Annotated in this window: 26 protein-coding genes and 1 pseudogene; 7 read left to right on the forward strand and 20 right to left on the reverse strand. The window is 67.0% G+C overall.

The genetic code is table 11. The features are described 5' to 3' along the window. Nucleotides 1–60: 60 nt before the first annotated feature. Complete coding sequence (cysK, locus tag OKW87_RS03350; protein ID WP_265542283.1) at nt 61–981, reverse strand: cysteine synthase A; 921 nt, start codon at nt 979–981, stop codon at nt 61–63. Further along, nucleotides 978–2,300, reverse strand: a complete 1,323-nt coding sequence (locus OKW87_RS03355) for an MFS transporter (protein WP_265542284.1) — start codon at nt 2,298–2,300, stop codon at nt 978–980. The genes cysK and OKW87_RS03355 overlap by 4 nt, the downstream gene beginning before the upstream one ends. A 110-nt stretch (nt 2,301–2,410) precedes the next feature. On the opposite strand from OKW87_RS03355, the gene OKW87_RS03360 reads away from it, so the two are divergent. Beyond that, nucleotides 2,411–2,758 (forward strand): hypothetical protein, encoded by a 348-nt coding sequence (locus OKW87_RS03360; RefSeq protein WP_265542286.1) that lies wholly within the window; start codon nt 2,411–2,413, stop codon nt 2,756–2,758. Nucleotides 2,759–2,798: 40 nt separating this feature from the next. Here the strand turns inward: OKW87_RS03360 and OKW87_RS03365 are convergent, their stop codons facing one another. Next, a complete protein-coding gene (locus OKW87_RS03365; protein ID WP_265542288.1) occupies nt 2,799–3,338 on the reverse strand; it encodes a glycine zipper 2TM domain-containing protein in 540 nt (179 codons plus the stop codon). Nucleotides 3,339–3,476: 138 nt separating this feature from the next. Here OKW87_RS03365 and OKW87_RS03370 point away from each other — a divergent pair, with 138 nt between their 5' ends. Continuing rightward, complete coding sequence (locus tag OKW87_RS03370) at nt 3,477–4,373, forward strand: L-lactate dehydrogenase (RefSeq protein WP_265543975.1); 897 nt, start codon at nt 3,477–3,479, stop codon at nt 4,371–4,373. 41 nt (nt 4,374–4,414) lie between these two features. Here OKW87_RS03370 and OKW87_RS03375 read toward each other — a convergent pair. Then, nucleotides 4,415–5,965 (reverse strand): annotated as a pseudogene (locus OKW87_RS03375) (ATP-binding protein); the annotation flags it as partial. Between the two features lie 308 nt (nt 5,966–6,273). Beyond that, complete coding sequence (locus OKW87_RS03380) at nt 6,274–8,586, reverse strand: ATP-dependent helicase (RefSeq protein WP_265542291.1); 2,313 nt, start codon at nt 8,584–8,586, stop codon at nt 6,274–6,276. 97 nt (nt 8,587–8,683) lie between these two features. Between OKW87_RS03380 and OKW87_RS03385 the strand changes: the two genes are divergently transcribed. Continuing rightward, nucleotides 8,684–8,866, forward strand: a complete 183-nt coding sequence (locus OKW87_RS03385; protein ID WP_265542292.1) for a hypothetical protein — start codon at nt 8,684–8,686, stop codon at nt 8,864–8,866. Here OKW87_RS03385 and OKW87_RS03390 read toward each other — a convergent pair. After that, nucleotides 8,863–9,048 carry a hypothetical protein gene (locus tag OKW87_RS03390; RefSeq protein ID WP_265542294.1) on the reverse strand — a complete coding sequence of 62 codons (186 nt, stop codon included), beginning with the start codon at nt 9,046–9,048 and terminating at the stop codon, nt 8,863–8,865. The two genes, OKW87_RS03385 and OKW87_RS03390, sit on opposite strands and share 4 nt — an antisense overlap. A 125-nt stretch (nt 9,049–9,173) precedes the next feature. On the opposite strand from OKW87_RS03390, the gene OKW87_RS03395 reads away from it, so the two are divergent. Beyond that, the gene (locus tag OKW87_RS03395; RefSeq protein WP_265542296.1) at nt 9,174–10,439 is read left to right on the forward strand and encodes an MFS transporter; all 1,266 of its coding nucleotides are present in this window, start codon (nt 9,174–9,176) and stop codon (nt 10,437–10,439) included. On the opposite strand, the gene rsmD is transcribed toward OKW87_RS03395, so the two are convergent. Beyond that, a complete protein-coding gene (rsmD, locus tag OKW87_RS03400) occupies nt 10,417–10,956 on the reverse strand; it encodes a 16S rRNA (guanine(966)-N(2))-methyltransferase RsmD (protein ID WP_265542297.1) in 540 nt (179 codons plus the stop codon). The two genes, OKW87_RS03395 and rsmD, sit on opposite strands and share 23 nt — an antisense overlap. After that, the gene (locus OKW87_RS03405; RefSeq protein ID WP_265542298.1) at nt 10,956–12,347 is read right to left on the reverse strand and encodes a pseudouridine synthase; all 1,392 of its coding nucleotides are present in this window, start codon (nt 12,345–12,347) and stop codon (nt 10,956–10,958) included. Before OKW87_RS03405 ends, rsmD begins: the two co-directional genes overlap by 1 nt. Nucleotides 12,348–12,463: 116 nt before the next feature. Between OKW87_RS03405 and OKW87_RS03410 the strand changes: the two genes are divergently transcribed. Next, the gene (locus OKW87_RS03410) at nt 12,464–12,889 is read left to right on the forward strand and encodes a response regulator (protein WP_265542299.1); all 426 of its coding nucleotides are present in this window, start codon (nt 12,464–12,466) and stop codon (nt 12,887–12,889) included. Here the strand turns inward: OKW87_RS03410 and OKW87_RS03415 are convergent. Next, on the reverse strand, nt 12,870–13,706 hold the full coding sequence (locus OKW87_RS03415) for an SRPBCC family protein (protein ID WP_322740343.1): 837 nt from the start codon (nt 13,704–13,706) through the stop codon (nt 12,870–12,872). The genes OKW87_RS03410 and OKW87_RS03415 overlap by 20 nt on opposite strands. Next, complete coding sequence (locus OKW87_RS17455; protein WP_322740327.1) at nt 13,682–13,993, reverse strand: hypothetical protein; 312 nt, start codon at nt 13,991–13,993, stop codon at nt 13,682–13,684. Before OKW87_RS17455 ends, OKW87_RS03415 begins: the two co-directional genes overlap by 25 nt. A 57-nt stretch (nt 13,994–14,050) precedes the next feature. On the opposite strand from OKW87_RS17455, the gene OKW87_RS03420 reads away from it, so the two are divergent. Both OKW87_RS03420 and OKW87_RS03425 read left to right on the forward strand, forming a co-directional pair. After that, nucleotides 14,051–15,406: an AmpG family muropeptide MFS transporter gene (locus tag OKW87_RS03420; RefSeq protein ID WP_265542300.1), complete on the forward strand. Its 1,356-nt coding sequence runs from the start codon at nt 14,051–14,053 to the stop codon at nt 15,404–15,406. Further along, nucleotides 15,403–15,912, forward strand: coding sequence for a DUF2939 domain-containing protein (locus OKW87_RS03425; RefSeq protein WP_265542301.1), 510 nt, complete (start codon nt 15,403–15,405; stop codon nt 15,910–15,912). The genes OKW87_RS03420 and OKW87_RS03425 overlap by 4 nt, the downstream gene beginning before the upstream one ends. On the opposite strand, the gene OKW87_RS03430 is transcribed toward OKW87_RS03425, so the two are convergent. The 10 genes from OKW87_RS03430 to OKW87_RS03475 form a co-directional block, all read right to left on the reverse strand. Then, a complete protein-coding gene (locus OKW87_RS03430) occupies nt 15,909–16,334 on the reverse strand; it encodes a DUF6628 family protein (RefSeq protein WP_265542302.1) in 426 nt (141 codons plus the stop codon). The two genes, OKW87_RS03425 and OKW87_RS03430, sit on opposite strands and share 4 nt — an antisense overlap. Nucleotides 16,335–16,403: 69 nt before the next feature. Next, nucleotides 16,404–17,720, reverse strand: coding sequence for a bifunctional folylpolyglutamate synthase/dihydrofolate synthase (locus tag OKW87_RS03435; RefSeq protein WP_265542303.1), 1,317 nt, complete (start codon nt 17,718–17,720; stop codon nt 16,404–16,406). 41 nt (nt 17,721–17,761) lie between these two features. Beyond that, nucleotides 17,762–18,616 (reverse strand): acetyl-CoA carboxylase, carboxyltransferase subunit beta, encoded by an 855-nt coding sequence (gene accD, locus OKW87_RS03440; protein ID WP_265542304.1) that lies wholly within the window; start codon nt 18,614–18,616, stop codon nt 17,762–17,764. Further along, nucleotides 18,613–19,425, reverse strand: coding sequence for a tryptophan synthase subunit alpha (gene trpA / locus OKW87_RS03445; RefSeq protein WP_265542305.1), 813 nt, complete (start codon nt 19,423–19,425; stop codon nt 18,613–18,615). Before trpA ends, accD begins: the two co-directional genes overlap by 4 nt. Nucleotides 19,426–19,543: 118 nt before the next feature. After that, on the reverse strand, nt 19,544–20,773 hold the full coding sequence (gene trpB / locus OKW87_RS03450; RefSeq protein WP_265542306.1) for a tryptophan synthase subunit beta: 1,230 nt from the start codon (nt 20,771–20,773) through the stop codon (nt 19,544–19,546). Then, nucleotides 20,770–21,405, reverse strand: coding sequence for a phosphoribosylanthranilate isomerase (locus tag OKW87_RS03455; protein ID WP_265542307.1), 636 nt, complete (start codon nt 21,403–21,405; stop codon nt 20,770–20,772). The genes trpB and OKW87_RS03455 overlap by 4 nt, the downstream gene beginning before the upstream one ends. A gap of 159 nt (nt 21,406–21,564) precedes the next feature. Next, nucleotides 21,565–22,239 (reverse strand): orotidine-5'-phosphate decarboxylase, encoded by a 675-nt coding sequence (gene pyrF, locus OKW87_RS03460; protein ID WP_265542308.1) that lies wholly within the window; start codon nt 22,237–22,239, stop codon nt 21,565–21,567. Continuing rightward, a complete protein-coding gene (locus OKW87_RS03465; RefSeq protein ID WP_265542309.1) occupies nt 22,236–22,547 on the reverse strand; it encodes a lipopolysaccharide assembly protein LapA domain-containing protein in 312 nt (103 codons plus the stop codon). Before OKW87_RS03465 ends, pyrF begins: the two co-directional genes overlap by 4 nt. Before the next feature lie 60 nt (nt 22,548–22,607). Beyond that, a complete protein-coding gene (locus OKW87_RS03470) occupies nt 22,608–24,893 on the reverse strand; it encodes a patatin-like protein (protein ID WP_265542310.1) in 2,286 nt (761 codons plus the stop codon). Then, on the reverse strand, nt 24,893–25,588 hold the full coding sequence (locus tag OKW87_RS03475; RefSeq protein WP_265542311.1) for an endonuclease/exonuclease/phosphatase family protein: 696 nt from the start codon (nt 25,586–25,588) through the stop codon (nt 24,893–24,895). Before OKW87_RS03475 ends, OKW87_RS03470 begins: the two co-directional genes overlap by 1 nt. Nucleotides 25,589–25,634 lie beyond the last annotated feature (46 nt).

Here is a 25,634-nt window from a genome sequence, read left to right on the forward strand (position 1 = left end):
CTGGCGCATGCGGGCAAGCGGCAGGGACTCGCGGCCCGCGAGTCCCTGCGCGGGTTCGATTCAGGCCTCTGGCAGGAAGTCGGGAACGCTCAGATAGCGTTCGCCGGTATCGTAGTTGAAGCCGAGAATGCGCACGTCGTCCGGCAGATCGGGAATCTTCTGGAGAATCGCCGCGAGCGATGCGCCCGAGCTGATACCGACCAGCATGCCTTCCTCGGCCGCCGCACGGCGGGCCATATCCTTGGCGACGCCGGCGTCGACCTTGATCACGCCGTCGATCGCGTCGGTATGCAGGTTGCGCGGCACGAAGCCGGCGCCGATGCCCTGGATCGGATGCGGGCCGGGGGTGCCGCCCGAGATGACCGGCGAGAGATCGGGCTCGACCGCGAAGACCTTGAGATTTGGCCAGGCCTTTTTGAGCGTCTCGGCGACGGCAGTGATATGCCCCCCGGTGCCGACGCCGGTGATGATCACGTCGATCGGGGTGTCCCGGAAGTCGTTCAGGATTTCCTGGGCGGTGGTACGGACATGGACGTCGATGTTCGCAGGGTTTTCGAACTGTTGCGGCATCCAGGCGCCGGGGGTCGACTCGATCAGCTCCATCGCACGCTCGATCGAGCCCTTCATGCCCTTTTCGCGCGGGGTCAGATCGAAACTGGCGCCATAGGCCAGCATCAGCCGGCGCCGCTCGAGCGACATGCTCTCGGGCATCACCAGTATCAGCTTGTAGCCCTTCACCGCGGCGACCATCGCCAGGCCGACGCCGGTATTGCCGCTGGTCGGCTCGATGATGGTACCGCCGGGGAGGAGGTCTCCCGAAGCCTCGGCCGCCTCGACCATTGCCAGCGCGATGCGGTCCTTGATCGAGCCTGCCGGGTTCGCGCGCTCGGACTTGATCCAGACCTCGGTGTCGGGAAAGAGCTTCTGGACGCGGATGTGCGGCGTGTTGCCGATCGTCTCGAGAATCGAATTGGCCTTCATGTCGTCATCTCCTTGGGAGGCAGTTCGAGGGTGGCCGGTGGGTCGAAGGTACGCGCCCGTCTGAGCTCGGGAAATAGTCTCGCCCATAATATCGTTACAAGGATCGCACCGATACCGCCGCCGATTACTGCGGCGACCGGACCGATCGCTGCGGCGAGGAAGCCCGATTCGGCCTCGCCCAGTTCGTTCGATCCCGACACGAACAAGGTAGACACGGCGCCGACCCGGCCGCGCATCTCGTCCGGCGTATAGAGTTGGATCAGCGATTGGCGGACATAGACCGAAACCATGTCCGCTGCACCAAGCACGAACAGTGCGACCAGCGAGATCAATACCGCCGGCGCGAAATCGCTGCCCACCGCCGACGGGCCGAGGATCGGCAGCAGCAGCGGGGCGGCTGCGCCGAACACGATCGTGGCGAGGCCGAAAATTCCGACCGCGATGAGCATCTTCTTGCCGACTTCGGACTTGAGCGGGCGCCATGAGAAGGAGACTGCGGTGATCACGGCGCCCAGCGCCGGGGCGGCACGGAGATGGCCCAAGCCTTCCGAACCGACATGGAGGACGTCGCGCGCATAGACCGGGAGCATCGCCGTCGCGCCACCGAGCAATACCGCGAACAGATCGAGCGAGATCGCGCCGAAGACGAGGCGGTTGCGGCGGACATAATGGAGGCCGTCGATCATCTGTGCCCAGGGGCTGCCCCCGAACTTGCGGGCGCTGCGGGGCACCGGGGTGATCAGCAGCAGCATTGCCAGCGAGAGCAGGAACAGGCCGGCGGAGACCGCATACGGCAGCCAGTCGATCGCGGCATAGAGATAGCCGCCGAGCGCCGGGCCGATCACCGTGCCCGCCTGCCAGGCGACGGCGCTGAGCGCGATCGCGGTCGGCAGGATCGCCTTGGGCACCAGATTGGGGGCGAGCGCGCCGAGCGCCGGACCGGCGAAGGCGCGGCCGACGCCGAGCAAGGCGGCGATACCGAACAGCCAGGGGAGGGTGATCGCATCGCTGTAGGTCAGCAAGCCGAGGGTAAGCGCACAGCCTGCCTCGAGCGTCACCGCGGCGCGGGCGATCCAGCGGCGATCGAGCCGATCGGCGACCCAGCCGGCGAACAGCGACAATGCGAGCAGCGGCAGGAACTGGGCGACCCCGATCATGCCGAGCTGGAACGACGCCTCTTTCACGCTCATCGTCTGGCGGGCGATGTCGTAGACCTGCCAGCCGATGACGATGACCATCGCCATCTGGCCCAGCGTGGCGGCCAGGCGGGCGATCCAATAGGCTCGAAAATTCGCGACTGCGAAGGGATGGCGAGGCATCAAAGGCTCTTGGCGGGTCGAGCGGTTCATCGCAACGCCCTACCGCCTTTCAACGACCGAGCTATTATTTGCATCTTGCTGCAGCGCAGCAAAATACGATATAAGGAGGGATGAAGCTGACGCTAGAAGCCGAGCGCCCGGAAGCGCCCACGGGTCCGACACCAACGGTGCTGGAGGCGATCGTCCGCCAGCTTTGCATCTCGGTGACCTATAACCGCACCCGGATGATCCTGGGGCCGCACATCCTCTACACCCGCAACGACGCGCTTTACGTCGATGCGTCGGTGGTTTCGCGCGAAGGCATGCTGCCGCGCGAACCGAAGCTGGGTACCTACAAGCTCGATGGCCTCAACGATCTCAAGCTGATCGAGCGACCGTTCGACCGTAGCGACCTGTTCGACCCCTCGGCGGAGAAATATGCCGGGGTTACGCTTATGGCGATCGAACCCGCCGCCTGAGGCGAAGGGAGCGCCGCCCGAAAGCGACGCTCCCCTCGGGTCAGCGGCAGCGGACCTGCTGGTTGCGATCGATCGCCGAACCGGCGGCGCCGCCGGCGATCGCGCCGAGCAAGGTGCCGACCGTACTGGTACGACGTCCCGAGATGACGTTGCCGAACAGCCCGCCGGCTGCCGCGCCGACGATCAGGCCGGTCGTGCCGTCGCTGCGGCGGCAATAATAGCGGCCGTCGTCGCCGCGATAGACATTCTCGTCGCGCGAGAGCACGCGCTCCTGATAATTGCCGCTGCGATAGTCGCGGGCGGGATCATAATCCTCGTCGTCGTAATTGTTCTGCTGAAAGCGGGGATCGTTGCCGCGATTGTCATAGCCCGGGCGCGTGGTGCGCGACCGGCGGTAGCGCTCGACCGCCGCCTGGAAGGTTTCATACTCGCTGTCGAAGCGCCGCTGGGCGGCATCGAAGCGGGCGTCCTCGTCCTGGCCCGACTGGGCATAGCGCGCGGAACCCGTCTGCGCGGCGGCGGGGGTGGCGACGACCAGGCAACCGGCCGCGAGTGCGGCAATGCCGATGATGGTCTTCATGATGTCTCTCCTTCTTCCCCGACGATACGCCGAGGCCACCGAAACGTTCCAGCAACATTCGTGAAGCGGCGCTGAATGGGTGTAAGGGGGGAGGGCGTCTGAGGAGTATAGCCGATCGAACATCATCGCATCGTCATCATCGGGGCCGGCCATGTCGGCGCCACCGCAGCCTATGCGCTGATGCTGCGGGCGCTCTTTCGCGAGATCATATTGATCGACAGCGATCCGGCGCTCGCCGAGGCCGAAGCCGCCGATCTGCGCGATGCGAACGCGCTGGCGCGGCCGGCACAGATTCGGGCGGGCGGCTATGACGAGGCGGCGGACGCGGCGATCGCGGTCATCACCGCGGGCGCAGCGACGCATGGCGACGAAAGCCGGCTCTCCGTCGCGGGACGTTCCGCCAAGATCGTCCGGACCTGCGTCGATTCGCTGATGGCGGCGGGATTCAAGGGCATTATCGTCGTGGCGTCGAACCCGGTCGACCTGATGGCGATGGTCGCGCTGCGCCGGTCGGGGATGGAGCCCGCTCGGGTGATCGGGACGGGGACGCTGCTCGACTCGAACCGGTTGCGCCAGGCGCTATCGGCGCGGCTGGACGTCGCGCCTGGGGCGATCCACGCGCAGGTGCTGGGCGAGCATGGCGACAGCGAAGTCGTCGCCTTTTCGGGGATCCGCATCGGCGGCATGGCGCTCGAGGCGTTCGCACCCGGCGCGGTCGATCGACAGATCGTGACGAAGGATGTGCGCGAGGCCGCGTACCGGATCGTCGCCGGGAAGGGCTATACGTCTTTTGGGGTCGCCACTGCCATCGTCCGGATATGCGAGGCCATCGTCCGCAACGAACGCGCGGTGATGCCCGTCTCGACCCTGTTGAAGGGGCAATATGGGATCGACGACCTTTATCTGAGCCTGCCCTGCATCCTCGGCTCGAGTGGCCTGGAGAAAGCCTTGACCCCCGAACTGGACGCAGCGGAGATTGCCGCGCTGATGGCATCGGCAGCGGTATTGCGCGAGGCGATGGCCGGGATCGAGTGAACCGCCAGGCGGCTCCGGCGCGCTGCCTTCTCCACGGGCAGCGAGAAGCAGAAGCAGCTTCCCTCCGGACCCGTTGATTCGAGCCAGATCGATCCACGATGCGCCTCGATGATCGTGCGGCAGATCGAGAGGCCGAGCCCCATTCCGCCGGCCTTCGAAGACTGCGTCCAGTTGAACAGGGTGGCGGCGGTTTCCTTTGAAATGCCGCTTCCGCCGTCCTGAACCGAGACGATGACGGTGCCACCGACGACTTCTGTGGAGATCGTGACGCCGCGACCCGAGTCCCCGACCGCTTCGCAGCCGTTGCGCAGCAGGTTCATGATGACCTGTTCGACCTGGACACGATCCGCCTCGATCATGACCGAGCAGCTCTCTCCGTTCGCGATCGAAACCTCGGTGCAGGCGCCGAGCTGCACGAGTGCGACCGATTCGATGAGCGCATCGGCCAGATCGAAGACCTCGCGCTGCGGCTTGCGCCGGGCAGTCATGTCGCGGAGCCGGCGGATGATCTTGCCGCCGCGCTGAGCATTCTCGGTTATTCCCTGGAGCCCAAGGGCGAACTGCTCTTGGCTGAGGAGCCCCCCCTCGCGCCGAAGCGATTCGCAATATGCGGCATAATTGGCGATCGCGGTGAGCGGCTGGGTCAGTTCATGCGCAAGCGTGGCGGCCAGCGTTCCCATCGCGCTCACGCGGGAGAGATGGACCACTTCGCTCTGCAGCTTTTGGACCTGTCCCGCCGCGGCTTCGCGCTCGGTAACGTCATGTCCTTCGCAGAAGGTGCCGCTGATCGCGCCGTCGGGCCCCCGGATCGGCTGATAGATGAAGTCCAGATAGCGCAGCTCAAGATCGCCGCCCGGCTTTCGCTGCAGATGGATTGGCACCGCCGTGCCCAGGAAGGGTTCGCCCGTCGTGTAGGCGTGGTCGAGCACCCGGAGAAGATCCTGGCCGGCCAGTTCGGGGAAGACGTCCGAGACGGTGCGCCCGTCAAGCTCGCGGTGCCCGATCAGGGTCTGATAAGCGGCATTGGCGAAGGTGAAGCGGTGATCCGGGCCCTCGGTGATGGCGATGAAGCCGGGGGTATGTTCGTACAGGATATGAAGCGCGGCGCGCTCGCCGAGCAGCCGCCGGCTCTGGGCGGCGAGATCGATGCAGGAGATACAATGCTGGGCCGGGTGGCCATCGGTCGTGGCAACCGAATTGATGCTGATCGCGGCCCGGAAGGTTTCGCCATTCTTGCACCGTATGGGCAGCTGGACGGATTCGCCGCCGTCGGCGTCGAACTGGTCCCGGATCCGATCGAGCAGGACATCATCGGCGTCACAGAGATCGGCGAGGAAGCGTTTCCCGATGACGTCCTTCTGCGCGTAGCCGGTAATCCGGAGGAAGACGTCGTTTACGAAGATGACGGAATGATCGTCTTTCGAGGCATCGGTGAAGAGGATAGCTGTGGCGGCTGCATCAGAAAGGGCTGAAATTGGACCAGGCATCGGTTCGAGCAGACTCATCTGCCTCGAAACGACGGGCGCTTTTTGTGCCATGTTCATCACTGCCTCAAAAGCGAAGCGCGGCTTGAACATCTCATTCGGCGTCATGGCGGTGCCGAATAAGAAATTCCGCGCTTCACGGAACTCACGCAACCAAAGATCGTTACGCTTGCGAGCGAAGTACCATTGATGCAGATTGCGTTCCACCACATATCATTGTGATCTATATGTATTTCTCCTGGCTTTCGCGCACGAAAGCCGCAGAAATGCGTGTCTATTCATGCCTTCGCATATTTGAATATTGGATATGTTGAAGTAAACGGACGCGCTTGGGAAATAAATTGCGAGACTCGGTGACACGGATTATTTCGCGTACCTTCACCCCCGTGGACCGTCTCTATTTTCAATCTGGCAGCTCAGGCCCCTAACGTCACGAAGCTGTCCATCACGCGCTTTCGGCCTGCCTGTTCGAAATCGATCTCAAGCTTGTTGCCTTCGATCTCCGCAACCAGGCCGTAGCCGAACTTCTGGTGGAAGACGCGGATCCCCACAGACAGATCATCGCGCGGTTTGGCCCCGAAGCTGACTGCGCTCGCCCGGGCTTCCAATACTCGCGGCGCCTCGCGGGTGAAGGTACGGCTATGGAAGGTCCCGCCGGGATTTTTGGGATCGACGCCCGCCGCGCGCTGCCAGCCGGGGCCGCGCCCGGTGCCGCGGCCCACGTCGGCGAAGGGATCGGCACGGTCGCTCCAGTTCGCCTGCCACAACGACGCGCCGCCCGACATCGTCGATTCCTCGGCAATATGCTCGGCCGGGAGCTCGGCGATGAAGCGCGAGGGCAGGCTGCTGGTCCATTGGCCATAGATGCGGCGATTGGCGGCGTGGAGGATCGTCGCCTGGCGGCGAGCGCGGGTGATCGCGACATAGGCGAGCCGGCGCTCCTCCTCGAGGCTGGCGAGGCCGCCTTCGTCGAGCGCGCGCTGCGACGGGAAGATGCCTTCCTCCCAGCCCGCCAGATAGACGGTGTCGAACTCGAGCCCCTTGGCGGCGTGGATCGTCATGATCGTGACTTTGGCATCCTCGGCATTGCTCTCATTGTCCATGACGAGGCTGACATGTTCGAGGAAGCCGGTGAGCGACTCATATTCCTCCATCGCGCGGACGAGCTCGTTGAGATTCTCGAGGCGACCGGCGGCCTCGGCGGTGCGATCGGCCTGCCACATCGCGGTGTAGCCGCTCTCGTCGAGGATGATGCGGGCGAGCTCGGGATGAGGGAGGGTGTCGCCCATCGATCGCCAGCGGGCCACGTCGCCGATCAGATTGCCCAGCGCGCGGCGGGCCTGGGGAGTGAGCTCGTCGGTATCGAGGATGCGCGCGGCGGCGGTGGCCAAGGGCAATTGCGCGGCGCGGGCATATTGGTGGACCTTGGCGAGCGCCTTGTCGCCGAGGCCGCGCTTGGGGACGTTGACGATGCGTTCGAAGGCGAGGTCGTCGGAAGGCTGGGCGACGATGCGCAGATAGGCGAGCGCATCGCGGATTTCGGCGCGCTCGTAGAAGCGGAAGCCGCCGATGATGCGATAGGGCAGGCCGATCGCGATGAAGCGGTCCTCGAACTCGCGGGTCTGGTGCTGCGCGCGGACGAGGATCGCGGTATCATCGAGGCTGAGCCCGCCGCGCTGGAGGCCCTCTATTTCTTCCCCGACCCGGCGCGCCTCCTCGGGACCGTCCCAGATGCCGAGGACCTTGACCTTCTCGCCCTCGGGCTTGTCGGTCCAAAGCGTCTTGCCGAGGCGGCCGCCATTGTTGGCGATGACCCCGCTGGCGGCGGCGAGGATGTGCGGTGTCGAGCGGTAATTCTGCTCGAGCTTGATGACCTTGGCGCCGGGGAAATCCTTTTCGAACTTCAGGATATTCTCGACCAGCGCGCCGCGCCACGAATAGATCGACTGATCGTCGTCGCCGACGCAGCAGAGGTTGCGGCGCTCTTGGGCGAGCAGGCGCAGCCAGAGATATTGGACCGCGTTGGTATCCTGATACTCGTCGACGAGGATGTAGCGGAAGCGCTGCTGATACTGTTCGAGCACGTCGCGGTGGGTCTTCAGGATCACCAGCATGTGCAGCAACAGATCGCCGAAATCGCAGGCGTTGAGCGTCTTGAGCCGCTCCTGATAGGCGGCGTAGAGCGCCTGGCCACGGCCATTGGCGTAGCGCTCGGACTCGCCGGCATCGATCTCCTTGGGGGTGAGGCCCTTATTCTTCCACTGATCGATCAGCCCGGCGAGGCTGCGTGCGGGCCAGCGCTTCTCGTCGAGATCGGCGGCGGAGATGAGCTGCTTGAGCAGGCGCAGCTGATCGTCGGTATCGAGGATCGTGAAATTGGACTGTAGCCCGACCAGCTCGGCGTGGCGGCGCAACATCTTGGCGCCGATCGCGTGGAAAGTGCCGAGCCAGGGCATGCCCTCGACCGCCTGGCCGACGAGGCGGCCGACCCGCTCGCGCATCTCGCGCGCGGCCTTGTTGGTGAAGGTGACCGCGAGCAGCTCGGACGGGTAGGCTTTCCGCGTCCACAGCAGGTGCGCGAGCCGGGCGGTGAGCGCGGCGGTCTTGCCGGTCCCGGCGCCGGCGAGGACGAGGACCGGCCCCTCGGTGGTGAGCACGGCATCGCGCTGGGGGGCATTGAGCGACGCGAGATAAGGGGCGTCGGCATGGGAAGGCGCGGGTAGGTTCATTGTGAACAGTTAGGGAACGCGCGGGCCGGGGGCAAGCGCGACGCGCGGCAATGCGATGGGAGTCGCGTTGGGCCGTCCGGCTGGCTAGGATGAAGCCATGTTGCGCAATCGAAAACTGCGGCTCGCTATCGTCCTCGCCATCGCGGTCTTCGCATTATTCTATGCGTGGCGGACCAATCAGGCCAGCCGTGCGCCGTGTGAGCCCGAGCGAGTCGAAGAGAAGGACGCATCGGGCAAGATCGTGAAGATCACCCGCAAGGAGTGCGCGGCCCAGAGCTAGAGGCGGCTGCCATATCGTTCGATCGCATGCGTGGCGACGGAGAGGCTGATCGCGAAATCGCTCCCATCGGCACGCAGATCCGCTTTCACATGATCCACTGGATTGCCGAACGCGACCAACAGCCCGGCGAGGAGCGCGAAAAGCGCGGCGTAGCCATAGCGTTTGGCTGTCGTTCCGCGCATCGCAGTTTCCCTCCTTGCCCGCCCGCATTGTTCGCCAATGGCTATCGCTGCATTGCTGTCGCCGCGATGAACGGGGTTGAGCGCGATCCGCCTTCTCCATAGGGAAGGCCGCGGAGGGGCACCGAATGACTGCAGCAGTCGCATCGCATCGGCGGATTCTAACCGCGAGCCTGGTCGGCACCTCGGTCGAGTTCTACGATTTCTACATCTACGCCACGGCCGCCGCTTTGGTGTTTCCCGCGCTGTTCTTCCCGTCGCACGATCCCAGCCTCCAGCAACTGCTCTCTTATGCGAGCTTCAGCGTCGCCTTTTTCGCGCGGCCGCTGGGCGGGCTCGTCTTCGGGCATTTCGGCGACCGAATGGGGCGCAAGTCGACGCTGGTCGCATCGCTGATGCTGATGGGCGTCTCGACCGTGCTGATCGCCTTCCTGCCGACCTATGCGATGATCGGCTGGGTCGCGCCGGTGCTGCTGTGCGTGCTGCGCTTCGGGCAGGGGCTGGGGCTGGGCGGCGAATGGGGCGGGGCGAGTCTGCTTGCAGTCGAGAATGCGCCGCCGGGCTGGCGCTATCGCTATGGCAGCTTCCCGCCGATGGGCGCGCCGGTCGGCTTTTTGTTCGCCAACGGCTTCTTCCTGATCCTGGGCGCGCTGCTGAGCGACGATCAGTTCCGCGAATGGGGCTGGCGGCTGCCCTTCCTGGCGAGCGCAATCCTGGTCGGGCTCGGGCTGTGGGTGCGGGTGACGCTGACCGAGACGCCGGCGTTCGTGGAAGCCGCGCAGAAGGCGGCGCCTCCGAAAGTGCCGATCGCCGAACTGTTCCGCGAACATTGGCTGCCGACGCTGGCGGGGACAGTGGCGACGATCGCCTGCTTCGCGCTCTTCTATATCTCGACGGTGTTCATCATCGGCTACGGCACCAAGACGCTGGGCTACGACCGCGAGACCTTCCTGGGGCTCGAGCTAGGCGCGATCCTGTTCATGGCGGCGGGGATTGCGGTCGCGGCGATCCTGGCCGACCGGGGCGGGGCGACTCGGGTGCTGGCGCTGGGCTGCATCGTCACGATCCCGGTGGGACTGACGATGGCATCTTTGCTCCCCGGCGGATCGCTGCCGAGCGTCTTCCTGTGGCTCGCTTTCGCGCTCTTCACGATGGGCTTCGTCTATGGCCCGCTGGGGGGATGGCTGCCTAGCCTGTTCCCGGCGCGGGTGCGCTATACCGGCGTGTCGGTGACCTTCAACATCGGCGGGATCGTCGGCGGCGGGCTTACCCCGCTGATCGCCGAGGCGCTGGTGACGCGGAGCGGGCTTATGTCGGTCGGCTATTATCTGGCGGGGGCGGGCATGCTGAGCCTGATCGGGCTTTGGATGCTCAGGCGACGCGTAGCAGCGTGATTCGCGCCTTGCCGTGGACGCGGCTGGCGTCGATCGCGAAGCCGGCGACGTCGACCTGCTCTTCCTTCGCGGTCTCGATGCTGATCCAGGTCGCAGGGCTCGTCCAGCCGAGGCGGCCGAGCTTGTCGAGCGCCACGGCGCCCGCGCCGGTGCCATAAGGCGGGTCCATCAGGATCAGGTCGAGCGGCTTGATCGCGCTGCCGAGCGCGAGCGCCGAGGTGGGGCGGACGTCGGCCCCCTTTGCGCCGAGCTTGGCGACATTGGCCTTGAGCGTATCGAGCGCGGCCTTGTCCTGCTCGACGAACAGGCAGGTGGCGGCGCCGCGCGACAATGCTTCGAGGCCGAGGGCGCCCGAGCCAGCGAAGAGATCGGCGACGGCTAGCCCCTCGAAGCTGCCGAGGCGGCTGGTGAGCATCGAGAAGAGCGCCTCGCGGGTGCGATCGGCGGTGGGACGGGTGGCGTCGCCTTTTGGCGATACGAGGGGGCGGCCGCGCCAGGTGCCGGCAATGATCCGCATTATTTACGCGACCGGGTCGGGCGCTTGGGCTTGGCGGGCTTGCCGCGACCGTCCGAAGGGCCGCGGGTGCGCGGGAGCTTGCGCGGTCCGTCGCCGATCTCGCCCGAGCGGGGTTCCTGCGTGTCGCGATGCGCGCGGGCGCGGGCGGCGCGGGCGGGCTTCTCGATCGCCTCGCTGCGCGCGGGACGGCCGGGATCGGCGCGGCCCGGAGTCACGCGCGGGGTGAAGCGGGCTTCCTTGCGATCTGGACGCGGCGCATCGCTCGCTTCGGCGGGGGCGTTGCAGCCGGCGCCGCGGCGCGCGGGGGCTTCGGCCCGGGCGAGCCGTTCCTGACGGGGGACGACGGTTCGCTTGGGGAAGCGATTCTCGCCCGAGCTGCCGAAGGGCTTGCCGACGAGCGGGCCGCGGCGGGGGACTTCCTCGCGCGGAGCATCGCTGTGATTCGGAGCAACGCGCGTAGGGAAGCGTGCTTCGCCGCCGGGCGCTTCGGGACGCGGCGTCGAGTGGCGGGCGGCACCGGCGGCGCGGGTCGCCGAACGCTCGGGCTCGCGGCGCGGGCCGGGGCGGACCGGCTCGGGCCTGGGCGCGGGCGAGGCGACGACGCGGGCGCGGACCGCGAATTGCAGGTTCGACGCCGCCTTGCCGCCGCCGGGCTTGCTCAGCACGGTGCGGAAGGTGTTGAGATCGCTCGCGCGGATCTCGTCGACGTCGCCGATCGGAAGATCGCCGAGATAGAAGGGCCCGTAGCGGGTGCGGATCAAGCGGCTGACCTGGAGGCCGAGATGTTCGAGCACGCGGCGGACTTCGCGGTTCTTGCCCTCGGTCAGCGTCATCTCGATCCACAAATTGGCGCCGGTGCGCCGCTCGATATTGGCGTTGATCGATCCGTAGCGGACGCCCTCGATCTCGACGCCGAGCATCAGTTCCTCGAGCTGGGCCTGGGTGACATGGCCATAAGCGCGGGCGCGATAGCTGCGCTCGACGCCGGTCGACGGCAGTTCGAGCTCGCGCTTGAGTTCGCCGTCGGTGGTGAGGAGCAGCAGCCCCTCGGTGCCCAGATCGAGCCTTCCGACCGGGATCACGCGGGGTAGGCCCGGGGGCAGGCGATCGTAGATCGTCGGCCTTCCGGTGAAGTCGCGCTCGGCGGTCAGCAGCCCGGCGGGCTTGTGATAGCGGAACAGCCGCGCCGGCTCGGGCGCCTCGACCGGATTGCCGTCGACGGTGACGCCTTCGAGCGAGGTGAGAAGAGTGGCGGGGGTATCGAGCACGACGCCGTTGAGCGCGATGCGCCCATCGGCGATCATGCGTTCGATTTCGCGACGCGACGCGATTCCGGCACGGGCGAGCAGCTTCGCGATGCGCTGCGATTCTTTGGCGTTGGACGGGGGCACCGCGGCGATATAGCGATAATGCTCGGCACGGCAAAATTATTGCGGCGCCGAACGGGTTTTCGGGCGTTAGCGACGGAGCGGGGGCATCGGATCCCGCTGCGCATGAAGGCAAAGCGATGTTGTTCGGCAAGAAGAAGCGACTGATCGAGCGGCTGTTGATCGTCGAGGACGAGCCGCTGGTGGCTTTCGACACCGAACATTTCCTGACCGGCGAAGGGTTCACGATCGTCGCGACGGTCGATTCGGTGGCCGATGGGCTGGCGGCAGTGGACGAGGCGGAGGAGATCGATCTCGTGCTGGTCGATGTCAGCCTGGCCGACGGCAGCGGCGTCGAAGTGGCCGAAGCCGCGCATGCCCGCGGAATCCAGGTGCTGTTCGTGACCGGCAACTTCCCCGAGGAGGCGCGGCGGCTGGCCGCGGGCTGCCTGGCCAAACCCTATCCGCACCGCGACCTGCTCGCCGCGATCCTGGCGATCGAGGCGGTGATCGAAGGCAACACGCCCAAGAAGCTGCCGGGCAGTTTCAGCCTGTTCGGGGCGTAAGCGCGCGATCCACGGCATCGTGGAAGCTGCGGATGCCGCGTTCGAGCGTGCCGAGCGTAAGCCGGTCGAGCGAGCCCGAGGCGAGGCCCTGCTGGCCCAGTTCGCAGGCGCGGAAATCCTCGCCCGCGAAGGCGCCGCCATCGAGCAGTTCCCAGCCGCGCTCCCAATGGGCCAGCGCCTTCTCGGTCGCCGAGGCTTGCGGGATCAGCATGAAATCCTCCACGAGGACGCGATCCGCCGCCTGGGGCATCAGCACCATCAGGTTGATATAGTCCGGGCTGACCACGAGCACGGTGCCGGGGAACATCTGATAGGTGTAGGTGATCGCGCTGCGCAGCGTCGCCCAGTCGCTCGACGACAAAGCGGCATGCCCCGCCTCGCGGCCGACCGCCGAGCGCTGGTGCGGGCCGATCGCGTCGGCGGTGGAGACGCCGTCCTTGAAGAAGGGCGCGATCGTGCCCGCGTGGAGCCGCTGGATATGATAGCCTTCGAGGAAGGCGTCCATGATCAGCTTCCAATTGGCGCGTACATCATGCGTGCGGCGGCGGAACAGATGCTGGCCGGCGAGATCGAACGCCTCGAAATCGCGGGCTAGCGTTTCCGCTTCGCCGAAGTCGGCGCTTTCGTCGAAGCTGAACCAGATCAAGCCGCCCGCCTCGTGGGTCGGCAGGCGCTTCAGCCCATGCTCGGATTTGTCGAGGCCGGGGAAGGTGTCGGCGCGGGGCAGGCCGGTGAGGCGGCCGTCGAGCGCATAGGTCCAGGCATGATAGGGGCAGACCAGCCGCGGTGCCGTCACCACCGCGCATCCCTCGACCAGGCGGGTGCCGCGGTGGCGGCAGACGTTGAGGAAGACATGCGCCTGCCCGTCCTTAGCAACGGCTTGCCGAAACCGTCATGCGGCACCGCCATATTGTTCGCCGGGAGCAATGCCGAGGGCGCGATCGCGATCGGCACGTGCGCGAAGATCTGCGCCTGTTCGGCGACGAAGCGATCCGGACTCGTATAGACGCGCGCGTCGACATGGCTGATCGCGCCGCCATCGGGGCTGCCGCCGCGGGCGAGCATAGCGGCCAGCGCAAGCTGGCCCTGGGTGGGCGCGTTCATCCTTCCTCTCCGCTGCTTTTCGGCTAGTGTCGCGCGAACGCGAATAGGGAGCAAGCGATGGCGGGTGAGGCAGTGCTGGAAGAAGGGACGCGGGGCGGATTCGGCGCGACGATGGCGCCCTATCTGAAGCCGCGCCCGCTGGCTGCCTTGCTGCTGGGCATATCGAGCGGATTTCCGCTGGCGCTGTTGCTCGGCACGATGACCTTCTGGCTGGCGAAGGTGGGAATCGACAAGAAGACGATCGGCTTCGCGATCGGGCTGACCACGCCCTACACGCTCAAATTCCTGTGGGCGCCGCTGATCGATCGGGTGAAGTTGCCGGTGCTGACCGGGCTGTTCGGCCAGCGGCGGGCGTGGCTGTTCCTCGTGCAGGCGCTGCTGTTCTGCTCGGTTTGGATGCTGGGGGCGAGCCAGCCCGAGCTGCATCTGGGGCTGTTCGCTTTCTGGGCGATCGTCACCGCCTTCCTGGGCGCGACGCAGGATATCGTCATCGACGCCTATCGGATCGAGATATTGTCCGAGGACGAACTGGCACACGGGACCGCGAACAACCAGTTCGGCTATCGGCTCGGCGCCTTTGCCGCGGGCGTGGGGACGATCGCTATCGCGTCGTCCGAGGGGCTCGGGCTGGGCTGGGCGATGGCCTATGGGCTGACCGGTTTTTGCGTGCTGCCGGGGATGCTAGCGGCGCTTTGGGCCGGGCCTGGGCTGCACGACCGGGTGCTGCAGGACGAGCCGCGGCAATCGCCGGGTCAGTGGCTGCAGAAGACGCTGGTGGGGCCGTTTCGCGAATTTCTCCAGCGGCGCGGGGCGCTGCTGATCCTGCTGTTCGTGCTCGTCTACAAATTGGGCGACGCGATGGGGCAGGCGATGCTCAATCCGATGATCGTCGAGCTGGGCTTTTCGGACACCGAGTTCATCGCGATCAACAAGGTGGTGGGATTCTGGGGGCTGATCGTCGGCGTCGCGCTTTCGGCGCCTTTGCTCGCTTGGCTCGGGATGGGGCGGGCGCTGTTCGTGTCCGGCGTGCTGATGATGGTGAGCAACCTGACCTTCGCGGTGCTGGCCTCGCAGGGCCATTCGAACCTGTGGCTGACGATCGCGGTGGCGACCGAGCAGGTGACCAGTGGGATGGGGCTTTCGATCTTCGTGACCTATCTCTCGGGACTATCGAGTCTAGCCTACACTGCGACGCAATTCGCCTTGCTCTCGTCGCTTGCGGGCGTGGGGCGGACCTGGCTGTCGAGCCCGGCCGGCATTCTCGCCGAGGAACTGGGCTGGGTCGGCTTCTGGGTGATGACCGCCATCGTCGCGCTGCCGGGGATGATCCTGCTGTGGATCTTGTGGCGCAAGGGCTTCGTGGTCGAGAGCGTGCGCAAGGCGCGTGCCGTGCCTGAAGCGGCGCCGGCGTGAAGCGCTGGATCATCGGGGCGGCGATCCTGCTGGTGGCGCTGGCCGCCGGCTGGGCGATCGGATCGCCCTATCTGACGGTGTGGCAGCTCAAGCGGGCCGCCGAGGCGCGCGACGTGGAGGGGATGCTGGCGCATGTCGATCTGCCGGCGGTGCGCGAGAGCCTGAAGATCCAGTTGCGCGAACGGCTGGCGGATGCGCCGAGCGATGATCCGCTCGAGGCGCTCGGCGCGCGGATCGCGGCGCGCTTTGCCGATCCGGTGGTCGACGCGGTCGTGACGCCGGAGGGGATGCGGGCGATCTTCGCGACGGGGGCCGCCGCGAGCACGACCGAGACCCCGGCGTTCGGGCTCAAGGCCGATGCGATGGTGGTGCGGCGGGAGTCGCTCGGTCATTTCCGGCTGGTGCGTCGCGACGGGCGGGGCGGCGAGCTCGGCTTCCGGCTCCGTGGGCTCGGCTGGAAGCTGGTGCGGATCCGCATGCCCGATCGGGACCCGGACCTCCCCTAATCGATCGGCAAAGCGAGATCGGCGAAGGCGTTGGCCACGGCATGCGCGGTGACGGTGACGCCCATCGCCTCGCGCACGCCCAGCAGGTCGGCGAGCAGCAGCGCGGCGGTTTCGGGCTGGGTGCGGACGCGGGCGATCACGTCTAGCAAAGCCGCTTCGGACGCGGTCATGCGCGGGCAGCACCAGGGAGCGATCTGGATCGGGCCGGCGGATTGCGCCGACATTTCGGTCATCAGCGTACGGAGCAAAACCAGCGGGCGCTGGAAGCCCTTGCCGAAGGCGACGAGGAAGGCATGTGCGGCGCTGGCGTCGTTGAGCCCATGCGCGCCCATCTGGCGGACTCCGAACAGGAGCAGGCGCGCGCCGGGATCCTCGGGCTGCCGCGCCGGAAGCAGAGCGGACAGGGGGTTGGTGACGGACATTGGCGACTCCCGCGAAACTGATGCCGCAGTGTCCGCAGTTCGCTATTGCAAGTCAATCGCAATAAGTCGCTAGTCCGGCAGTTCGTCGTTCGCCTGGAGCACCGTGCCGGCGAGATAGAGCGAGCCGAGGATCAGGACGAAGGGCTCCGGACCGCTGTCGGCGGCGATCACTGCGAGCGCTGCAGGCACGTCGGGCGCGGTTCGGCTCGGCAGTCCGACGTCGTTGCCCAGCGCAGCTAGAGCCTCCGGCGCGTGATGGGGGTGATCCGGCACGGGCACCGCCGTCAGCGACGCCGCGAGCGGTGCGAAGCGCGCGATCATCGCCGCCGCGTCCTTATTCTCGAGCATGCCGAGAACGAGGTGGAGCGGCCGCGCGCCGGCAATCGCCGCGATGGCACTGCTCACCGCCTCCGCGGCGTTGGCATTGTGTCCGCCGTCGAGCCAGACAACGCTGCCTTCGGGGAGCAATCGGGTGAGCGGCCCGGCGGAAAGCCGCTGCATCCGCGCCGGCCAGCGCGCGGCGCGGGGGGCCAGTTGGAGCGCGGCGAGGGGGATTTCGACCCGATCCTGGTGGCGGATCATCGCGCTGGCGAGGGCGAGGTTGGCGTTCTGATGCGCGCCGGCGAGGGCGGGGAGGGGGGTGGTAAGCGCGCCTGCCTCGTCTCGATAGGCCAGTCGGTCCTGTTCGCGTGCGAAGGACCAGCGCGCGGGTGCGGCGAACAGCGGGGCGCCGGCGGTCTCCGCGCACTCAGCGATTACCGCATTCACTTCGGGCGAATAATCGAGGACCACGAGCGGGCGGCCGGGCTTGGCGATGCCTGCTTTCTCGCGCGAGATCTTGAGGATCGTGTCGCCGAGGAACGCTTCATGATCGATGCCGAGTTGGGCGATGCCTGTGACCGCGGGATCGGCCAGCACATTGGTGGCGTCGAGCCGGCCGCCTAGGCCGACTTCGATCACGCAGGCATCGGCGGGGGTCCGCGCGAAGGCCAGGAAGGCGGCGGCGGTGGTGACTTCGAAGAAGCTCGCGCCGATATCACCGCCCGCGTCGAGCACTTCGGCGAGGAGAGGGGCGAGATGGTCGTCCTCGATCAGCGCGCCGGCGAGGCGGATGCGTTCGTTGAAGCGGACCAAGTGCGGGCTGGAATAGACGTGGCAGCGGTGGCCGGCGGCCTCGATCGCGGCGCGGAGGAAGGCGCAGGTCGAGCCCTTGCCGTTGGTGCCGGCGACGTGGAACACCGGGGGCAGACGGAGGTGGGGGTTGCCCACCCGGTCGAGCAGCTTGGTGATACGCTCGAGACCTAGGATGTCCGCGCCTGGGGAGAGCAGGGTCAGGCGGTCGAGCTGGCGCTGGACTGCGGGGTCCGTGGAGGAGGCGGAGTCCAATCTAGCCCCTCCCCTGAAGGGGAGGGGCTTATTTTCTCGGATCACGCCGCCGCTCGCGTGTCGCCCAGCAGGCCGATCAGCCGCCCGAGCACGTCGCGCAGGTCCTTGCGGTGCTCGACCATGTCGACCAGGCCGTGGTCGCGATAATATTCGCTGGTCTGGAAATCGTCCGGGAGCTTTTCGCGGATCGTGTTCTCGATCACCCGCCGCCCGGTGAAGGCGAGGGTCGCGCGGGGTTCGGCGATCTGGACGTCGCCGAGCATCGCATAGGCCGCCATGACGCCGCCCGAAGTGGGATCGGTCAGCACGACGATATAGGGGAGCCCTGCATCGTGGAGCATTTCGATGGCGACGGTGGTGCGCGGCATTTGCATCAGGCTGAGAATGCCTTCCTGCATGCGGGCGCCGCCCGATGCCGTGAAGACGATGTAGGGCGCGTTGGCCTCGATCGCGGCTTCGACGCCGGCGATGAAGGCTTCGCCCACTGCCTGGCCCATCGATCCGCCCATGAAGGCGAAATCCTGGACGCCGATCACGGCTCTCTGGCCGTGGATCGTGCCCGAGGCGTTGAGGAAGGCGTCGGGCTCGCCGGTCGCGGTGCGCGCGGCCTTGAGGCGATCGACATAGCGTTTCGAGTCACGGAATTTCAGCGGATCGTCGACGACGCGCGGGCTGCTGAGGACGGTGTAGCTGCCTTCGTCGAACAGATATTGGAAGCGCAGCGCCGGGCCGATCCGCTCGTGGAAATCGCAATGCGTGCAGACGTGGAGATTATCCTCCAACTCCTTGATGAAGACCATCGTCCCGCAGCCCTTGCACTTGTGCCAGAGATTGTCGGGAATGTCCTTGCGCGGCACGAAGGACAGGACGTTGCGGACGCGGCTGATCCAGCTCATGCGGCTTCCTTGCGGGCGGCGTGGATCGCCGTCGAGAGAGAGTGAATATAGGCGCGGACGGGCTCGGGCGCATCGGCGCCGTGGTGGGCGACCAGCTCGACGATCGCCGAGCCGACGACCAGGCCATCGGCGACGCGACCGATCGCGGCGGCCTGCTCGGGGGTGCGCACGCCAAAGCCGACCGCGACGGGGAGATCAGTGGCGGCCTTGAGGCGGGCGACGGCATCCTCGATCGAGGATTGCGCGGCCTGCTGGAGCCCGGTGATCCCGGCGACCGAGACATAATAGAGAAAGCCCGCAGCGCCATCGAGCACCGCCGGAAGCCGCGCGGTGTCGGTCGTGGGAGTCGCGAGGCGGATCGGGGCGATGCCCTTTGCGCGAAGCTCGGGGCCGAGCGCATCGTCCTCCTCGGGCGGGATATCGACGCAGATCACCCCGTCGACGCCCGCGTCGTGCGCCGCGGTCGCGAACCATTCGGCGCCGCGGCGGACCATAGGGTTGGAATAGCCCATGAGGACGAGCGGCACGTCCGGGTGCCGCGCGCGGAAGCCGCGGGCGATGTCGAGCACGTCGGCGGTGCGGGTGCCAGCGCCCAGGCTGCGGATGTTGGCGGCTTGGATCGGCGGGCCGTCGGCCATCGGATCGGTGAAGGGCATGCCAAGCTCGATCACGTCGGCGCCGCCCTCGACCAGCGCATCGAGGATCGGGCCGGTGGCGGCGGGGGTAGGGTCGCCGGCGGTGATGAAGGTCACGAGTGCGGCGCGATCTTGCTCGGCGGCGCGGGCGAAGGTTGCGGAGAGGCGATTCATGCTGCGCGGTCGCCGATATCCGTCACCCCAGCGAAAGCTGGGGTCGCCGTGGGGCGGGGGCCTTGCGCGCCAACCAGGAGATCCCAGCTTTCGCTGGGATGACGAGTGTTGGGGCGGCTCAAATCTCCACTCCCAGCGCGGTCGCCACGGTGAAAATGTCCTTGTCGCCGCGCCCGCACAGGTTCGCCAGGATGATCTGGTCCTGCCGCATTTCCCGTGCCTTCTTCGCCACTGCTGCGATCGCGTGAGAAGGTTCGAGCGCAGGGATGATGCCCTCGGTGCGGCACAGCAATTGGAACGCGTCGAGCGCCTCCACGTCGGTCGCCGAGGTATATTCCACCCGGCCGATGTCGCGCAGCCAGGCATGTTCGGGGCCGATGCCGGGATAATCGAGCCCGGCCGAGATCGAATGGCCTTCGGTGATCTGGCCGTCATCGTCCTGGAGCAGATAGGTCTTGTTGCCGTGGAGGATGCCGGGGGCGCCGCCTGCGAGGCTGGCGGCATGCTCCTTGTCGAGCCCGTGGCCCGCCGCCTCGACGCCGAGCATCGCCACATCGGCATCGTCGAGGAAGGGGTGGAACAGCCCGATCGCGTTCGATCCGCCGCCGATCGCGGCGACGAGCAGGTCGGGAAGGCGGCCGGTGCGCGCGAGCATCTGCGCGCGCGCCTCGATGCCGATCACGCTCTGGAAGTCGCGGACCAGCTCGGGATAAGGGTGCGGGCCGGCGGCGGTGCCGATGATGTAGAAGGTGTCGTGGACGTTGGCGACCCAATCGCGCAGGCCCTCGTTCATCGCATCCTTGAGCGTCGCCGCGCCGGCGGTGACCGGGCGGACCTCGGCGCCGAGCAGCTTCATGCGGAACACGTTGGGCTGCTGCCGCGCGACGTCGGTCGCGCCCATATAGATCACGCAAGGCAGCCCGAAGCGCGCGCAGACGGTGGCGGTGGCGACGCCGTGCTGGCCGGCGCCGGTCTCGGCGATGATCCGCGTCTTGCCCATGCGGATCGCGAGCAGGATCTGGCCGATGCAATTGTTGATCTTGTGCGCGCCGGTGTGATTCAGCTCGTCGCGCTTGAACCAGACTTGGGCACCCATTCCGGGCTCGGCCCCGGTGCGCAGCGCCTCGGTCAGCCGCTCGGCATAATAAAGCGGGCTGGGGCGGCCGACATAATGTTCGAGCAGATCGTCGAACTCGGCCTTGAAGGCGGGGTCCGCCTTGGCGGCGCGATATTCGCGGTCGAGATCGAGGACGAGCGGCATCAGCGTCTCGGCGACGAAGCGTCCGCCGAACTGGCCGAAATGCCCACGCTCGTCGGGCTGGGCGCGATAGCTGTTGGGGGGGGTCATGCGCCGAGGGCTTTAAGGAAAGCGGCGATCTTGTCCATATCCTTGACGGCGGGGGCGGACTCGACGCCGGAGGAGACGTCGACCGCGGTGGCGCCGGTGATGCGGACGGCTTCGGTCACGTTTTCGGGAGTCAGGCCGCCCGAGAGCGCCCAGGGGAGGGGGTGGCGATGGCCCTGGAGCAGGGTCCAGTCGAAGCGTAGGCCCATTCCGCCGGGGAGGGCGGCGCTATCGGGCGTCTTGGCGTCGTAGAGGATGCGGTCGGCGGCGCCGGCATAGGTCTGCGCGGCGGCGAGATCGGCGCGAGTCTTTACCGCGATGGCGGACCAGATTTCGCGGCGGGTGGCGTTGCGGATCGCGGCGGTGCGTTCGGGCGTGGTCTTGTGGAGCTGGATCGCGTCGAGATGCGCGGCGGCGATCGCGGCGTCGAGCTCGCGGTCGTCGGGATCCACGAAGACTCCGACCTTGGCGACATGCGCAGGGACGAGCGCTGCGAGGGCGGCGGCCTGATCGAAGGCGAGATTGCGCGGGGAGGGGGGAAAGAAGACGAAACCCACCTGCGCCGCGCCGCCGGATATGGCTGCGCCGAGCGTGTCGGGGGTGGATAGGCCGCAAATTTTGGTGGTGACGGGCATGACAATGCCAAGCCATGTTTCTCCCCTCCCTGCAAGGGAGGGGTTGGGGGTGGGTGCGAGCGAAGCGAGCTCCTCGCGTTCAATAAAGCGACGAACGGGGCATCGAGCCCCGTCCGCCGCCAACCCACCCCTTGATCCCCTCCTTGCAGGGAGGGGAGATCAGAGCGTCGCCTCTATCTCGCGGGCGGCTTGATCGGGGTCTTCGGCCTGGGTGATCGGGCGGCCCACCACCAGGATCGATGCGCCGGCGTCGAGCGCGGCGCGGGGGGTTACGACTCGCTTCTGATCGCCCAGAGGGCCGTTTGCGGGGCGCACGCCGGGCACGACGAAGAAGCCGTGCGGCCAGGCCTTCTTAGCCGCGGCGACTTCGGCGCCCGAGCAGACGATCCCGTCCACCCCCGCCAATCGGGCAAGCTCGGTGAGGCGAACGACCTGTTCGTGCGAGTCGGGCCGGAGGCCAATCGAGACGAGATCGCTGTCATCGAGGCTGGTGAGCATCGTCACTGCGACGACCTTGGTGCCCGCCGGCGCGGCGGCCTTGGCATCCTCGAGCATCGCGCGGCCGCCCGCGGCGTGGACGGTCAAGATCGCGGGCTCGAGCGGGCGAAGCGCCTGGATCGCCTTGGCGACGGTGTTGGGGATGTCGTGGAATTTGAGGTCGAGAAAGATCGGCAGGCCGATATCGGCCATCTCGCGCACCCCGGCGCGGCCATTGGCCATGAAGAACTCAAGGCCGAGCTTGATTCCGCCGACATGGTTGTGGATGCGGTTCGCAAGCGCCTTGGCCTTCGCCAGATCGGGCGTGTCGAGCGCGACGTAGAGCCGAGAGCTCATGGCTGCTGCTCGACGATCACCACCGGCGTTTCGACGACCACTTCGGTCGCGGTTGCCGCGCGCAGATCGGCGAGCGCGCGCTCGAGCCCCGCGATCCGCTGGCGCGTGCGCCAGCGCAGCGCCTGATACGCGATGATCGAGGGCAGCAGGCCCAGCAGGAAGACGAGGATCAGCAGCAGCGGCAGGCTGAAATCGGCGATGAGGCCGCCCCAGAGATGGAAGCTCACCCGCTCGCCGCCATTGTAGATCACGAAGGCCGCGACCAGGCCGCCGAGCAGGAGCCAGAAGAGGACCTTCAGAAATCGCATGCGCCTGTCATCCCGATGTTGAGGAGGGACGATAGGCCGAGAGGGGCGCGATTGCCAACTCTAGCCGATCTCGGCCCGTAGTTCCTTGAACAGGCCGGGGATCGCGCTGAGCTTGGTTTCTTCCTCATCGAGGATGGCATGGAAGGCTGCGCGCTTGATGGCGGCGACTCCCGCTCCGGGCAGGCGGCTTTCGATCGGCACGGTGGACAGGACGATGTCGATCAGCCGGTCGGCGCCGTGGAGGCGGCCCCAGAGATAGTCGTTCTCGCGATAGGCGCGGCTGAAGAAAGCGCCGAAATTGTTGAACTGGGTGCCCTTGAGCGTCGCCGGCGCGCCGCCCGAGCGGATGGCGACCGCATCGTCCGGGGAGATGCGATCGACCCGGATCGGATCGAACTCGTCGAGCCCTTCGCCCTGGAGCAAGGGGAGCGTGGCGATGTCGAAGAAAGGAAAGCCGAGATGCGCGAGCAGCATCGGGCGACGCAGATCCTTCGAAAGCGCGCTGAAGCCGACCGACAGGCGCGAATCGGTTTCGGCGTCGAGCGCCTTGAGCTGCATCCGTTCGGCGAGACGATCGAGCAGCGGGCCGGCATCGTCGGTCATCGCGCGGATTTCGTCGCGCAATTCGGCGAAGCTGTCCGAGCGCTTGAGCTCGAGATAGGCGGCGAGCGATTCGTAGATCGCCTCGCGCATCGGCACCAGTTCGGCGTGCGAGGCGGGCAGATCGATCTCGCTCAGCCGGCGCGCGAGCAGGCGCAGCCGGCGGATGCGGAAGCCGATATCGTGCCCGCGCAGGAATTCGAGCGTCTGCGGGCTCGCGCCGTTCGACAGCGTCGCGCCGAAGCGATCGACGCCGCGCGCCTGCACCGCCTGGAGCACTGCCTCACGGATTTCGTGGAGCCGCTCCGGATCGCGGCGGTCGCCGATCGTGTAGAGCAGCCGCGTCGTGCGATCGACGATCGAATCGATCTTGAGCAGGCCGTAGGCGGTGTGGCCGTAGCCCGCTTTCGCCGCGGCGGCGATCTGCGCGCGGCGACGCCAGCCCGCTATGCGCTTCGGCGTCGGGTAATCGAGCCAGAGCGTATAGCCGAACAGCGCCTCGACCTGAGTTTCGACCTCGGCGCGGATCTCCGCCATGATCGAGAGCATCCGCTCGATCTTGTCCGATCGCTCGCCGATCGCCTCCAGATTGTCGCGGATCGGCTGCTGGCGGGGGAGTTCGGACAGCGCGCCGATGATCGTCTGGAAGAAGCCGGGTTTCTCCTGCTTCTTGCCGTAGAAATCGAAGCGCATGCCGGGCGACGGATCGATGAAGACGAAGCGGCGATCGACCTGGCGGCGGGCGGGACGCTCGCGCAGGGCTTCGATCGCCGGACGGAAGGGGGCGTTGGCGAGCACCGACCCGTCGATCAGCACCGCCCCCTCGGCGCGGCCATGCGCCCATTGCTGGGGAAGCATATGCTCGAGAAACGCATCGCGCGCGGGCCAGGCTTCGCCGCGTTCCGCGAGCAGATCGTCGATCTCCTGCACGGTGAAGGGCGGGAAGGCGCCCGGGAAGCTGGAGGTCGCACGCGCCGCGAAGGCGAGTTCGGCGGGGTTCGCGAACGGCCGGGTCGTGCCGTGATCCGTAAAGGGGAAAACCAGGCGATGCTCGGTCTCGATCACCTCGGGTGGCGAGTTGAGCCGCAGCGCTTCGGGATGGCCGCGGAAATCGGTGACGGTTATGAACAGGTCGAGCGGCTGGCCGTCGGGCAACAGCCGCTTGTAGCTCGGCCCCTTTGCCATCGCTGCGAAGGCATCGAGGATCGTGCCGAGCAGTTGTTTGCCGCCAAACGGCGGCTCGAACCAGCGCGAGCGAACGAATCGTTCGAGCTTGTGGCGGACTTCGTCGCGCGCACCGGCCTCGACCGTCTCGTCGATCGCCTTGGTGCGGTCGGCGATCATCCAGGCGAGCGGAGTCGCCCAGATCTTGGCAAAGCGGTGCGACGGCGCCTGGTCGGGCGCGATCAGTGCCTCGACATCGGCATATTCCATCCACAAATCGGTAAGCGGATCGAGCGACTGGCCGGTCGCGATCGCCTGGGCGAGGAAGACGGCGTTTATCCCGCCTGCGCTGGCGCCGGAGACGATATCGACCAGGACGCGCACGTTGATTCCCGCGGTCTCGCGAATCTCGTCGAGCAGCGCGCAATAGACGCCTTCCGACCGATCGCCTTCGCGCAGTGCGCAGCTCGCCTGCGCCAGCCGCCAGATTTCCTTGGTGATGCCGTGCATATAGACCGCAAGGCTGATGCCGCCGTAACAGACCAGGGCGAGCCGCAACTCCTTGTCGCGGGCCTGCGTCATCAGGCGGGGCGGACCGTGGCCCACACCGGCAGATGATCCGATGCGTTGCGCGACTGCAGGCTGGCATGAACGCCGGCGTCGTCGATCCGCAGGTCGCGGCTGATCATGATCCGGTCGAGCCGGGCCATCGGGCGGCGGGCGTGGAAGCTCTTGCCGGTCTGCGCGAAATCGAAATGCTGCGCAAAATCGTGAAGGCAGCCGCTGTTCGCGCTCCATTCGTTGAGATCGCCCATCAGCACCGTCGGATACTGGTGCGTACTCGCCTGGAGATGCGCGACGATCGCATGCGCTTGCCGCCGCCGCCACAGCCCCGACAGATCGAGATGCATGCCGACGATGCGCAGGATCTGCCCGCGGATGCGGACATCGGCCATCACCGCGCCGCGCGGCTCGAGCGAGGGCAGATGGATCGCTTCGCTATCGAGGATCTGGGCGTCGCGGCGGACGAGCAGTGCGTTGCCGTGCCAGCCCATCGAGCGCGCGCGGACGCCCAGCGGGATCGCCTTCCAGTCGCCATGTTCGGCAAGCAGATGCGTCGTCAGCACCGCCTCGCGCGTGCCGAAGCGGCGATCGGCTTCCTGAAGTGCGATCACATCCGCATCGATCTCGCAGAGCACCTGGAGCGTTCGCTCGGGACTCCGGCGTCGATCGGTGCCGATCGACTTGCGCATGTTATAACTGGCGACCTTGATCATTGCCGCCCCTTATCGGGGCGCGGACGGGGCGGGGGCAAGGGGGTTG

It is taken from the genome of Sphingomonas sp. M1-B02 (assembly GCF_026167525.1).
Lineage (GTDB): Bacteria > Pseudomonadota > Alphaproteobacteria > Sphingomonadales > Sphingomonadaceae > Sphingomonas.

Excerpts from the sequence above, each read along its gene's own strand:
- cysK (WP_265542283.1), bottom strand. The coding sequence starts at position 981 with ATGAAGGCCAATTCGATTCTCGAGACGATCGGCAACACGCCGCACATC.
- OKW87_RS03355 (WP_265542284.1), bottom strand. The coding sequence starts at position 2,300 with ATGCCTCGCCATCCCTTCGCAGTCGCGAATTTTCGAGCCTATTGGATC.
- OKW87_RS03360 (WP_265542286.1), top strand. The coding sequence starts at position 2,411 with ATGAAGCTGACGCTAGAAGCCGAGCGCCCGGAAGCGCCCACGGGTCCG.
- OKW87_RS03365 (WP_265542288.1), bottom strand. The coding sequence starts at position 3,338 with ATGAAGACCATCATCGGCATTGCCGCACTCGCGGCCGGTTGCCTGGTC.
- OKW87_RS03380 (WP_265542291.1), bottom strand. The coding sequence starts at position 8,586 with ATGAACCTACCCGCGCCTTCCCATGCCGACGCCCCTTATCTCGCGTCG.
- OKW87_RS03385 (WP_265542292.1), top strand. The coding sequence starts at position 8,684 with ATGTTGCGCAATCGAAAACTGCGGCTCGCTATCGTCCTCGCCATCGCG.
- OKW87_RS03390 (WP_265542294.1), bottom strand. The coding sequence starts at position 9,048 with ATGCGCGGAACGACAGCCAAACGCTATGGCTACGCCGCGCTTTTCGCG.
- OKW87_RS03395 (WP_265542296.1), top strand. The coding sequence starts at position 9,174 with ATGACTGCAGCAGTCGCATCGCATCGGCGGATTCTAACCGCGAGCCTG.
- rsmD (WP_265542297.1), bottom strand. The coding sequence starts at position 10,956 with ATGCGGATCATTGCCGGCACCTGGCGCGGCCGCCCCCTCGTATCGCCA.
- OKW87_RS03410 (WP_265542299.1), top strand. The coding sequence starts at position 12,464 with ATGTTGTTCGGCAAGAAGAAGCGACTGATCGAGCGGCTGTTGATCGTC.
- OKW87_RS17455 (WP_322740327.1), bottom strand. The coding sequence starts at position 13,993 with ATGAACGCGCCCACCCAGGGCCAGCTTGCGCTGGCCGCTATGCTCGCC.
- OKW87_RS03420 (WP_265542300.1), top strand. The coding sequence starts at position 14,051 with ATGGCGGGTGAGGCAGTGCTGGAAGAAGGGACGCGGGGCGGATTCGGC.
- OKW87_RS03430 (WP_265542302.1), bottom strand. The coding sequence starts at position 16,334 with ATGTCCGTCACCAACCCCCTGTCCGCTCTGCTTCCGGCGCGGCAGCCC.
- accD (WP_265542304.1), bottom strand. The coding sequence starts at position 18,616 with ATGAGCTGGATCAGCCGCGTCCGCAACGTCCTGTCCTTCGTGCCGCGC.
- trpA (WP_265542305.1), bottom strand. The coding sequence starts at position 19,425 with ATGAATCGCCTCTCCGCAACCTTCGCCCGCGCCGCCGAGCAAGATCGC.
- trpB (WP_265542306.1), bottom strand. The coding sequence starts at position 20,773 with ATGACCCCCCCCAACAGCTATCGCGCCCAGCCCGACGAGCGTGGGCAT.
- OKW87_RS03455 (WP_265542307.1), bottom strand. The coding sequence starts at position 21,405 with ATGCCCGTCACCACCAAAATTTGCGGCCTATCCACCCCCGACACGCTC.
- pyrF (WP_265542308.1), bottom strand. The coding sequence starts at position 22,239 with ATGAGCTCTCGGCTCTACGTCGCGCTCGACACGCCCGATCTGGCGAAG.
- OKW87_RS03465 (WP_265542309.1), bottom strand. The coding sequence starts at position 22,547 with ATGCGATTTCTGAAGGTCCTCTTCTGGCTCCTGCTCGGCGGCCTGGTC.
- OKW87_RS03470 (WP_265542310.1), bottom strand. The coding sequence starts at position 24,893 with ATGACGCAGGCCCGCGACAAGGAGTTGCGGCTCGCCCTGGTCTGTTAC.
- OKW87_RS03475 (WP_265542311.1), bottom strand. The coding sequence starts at position 25,588 with ATGATCAAGGTCGCCAGTTATAACATGCGCAAGTCGATCGGCACCGAT.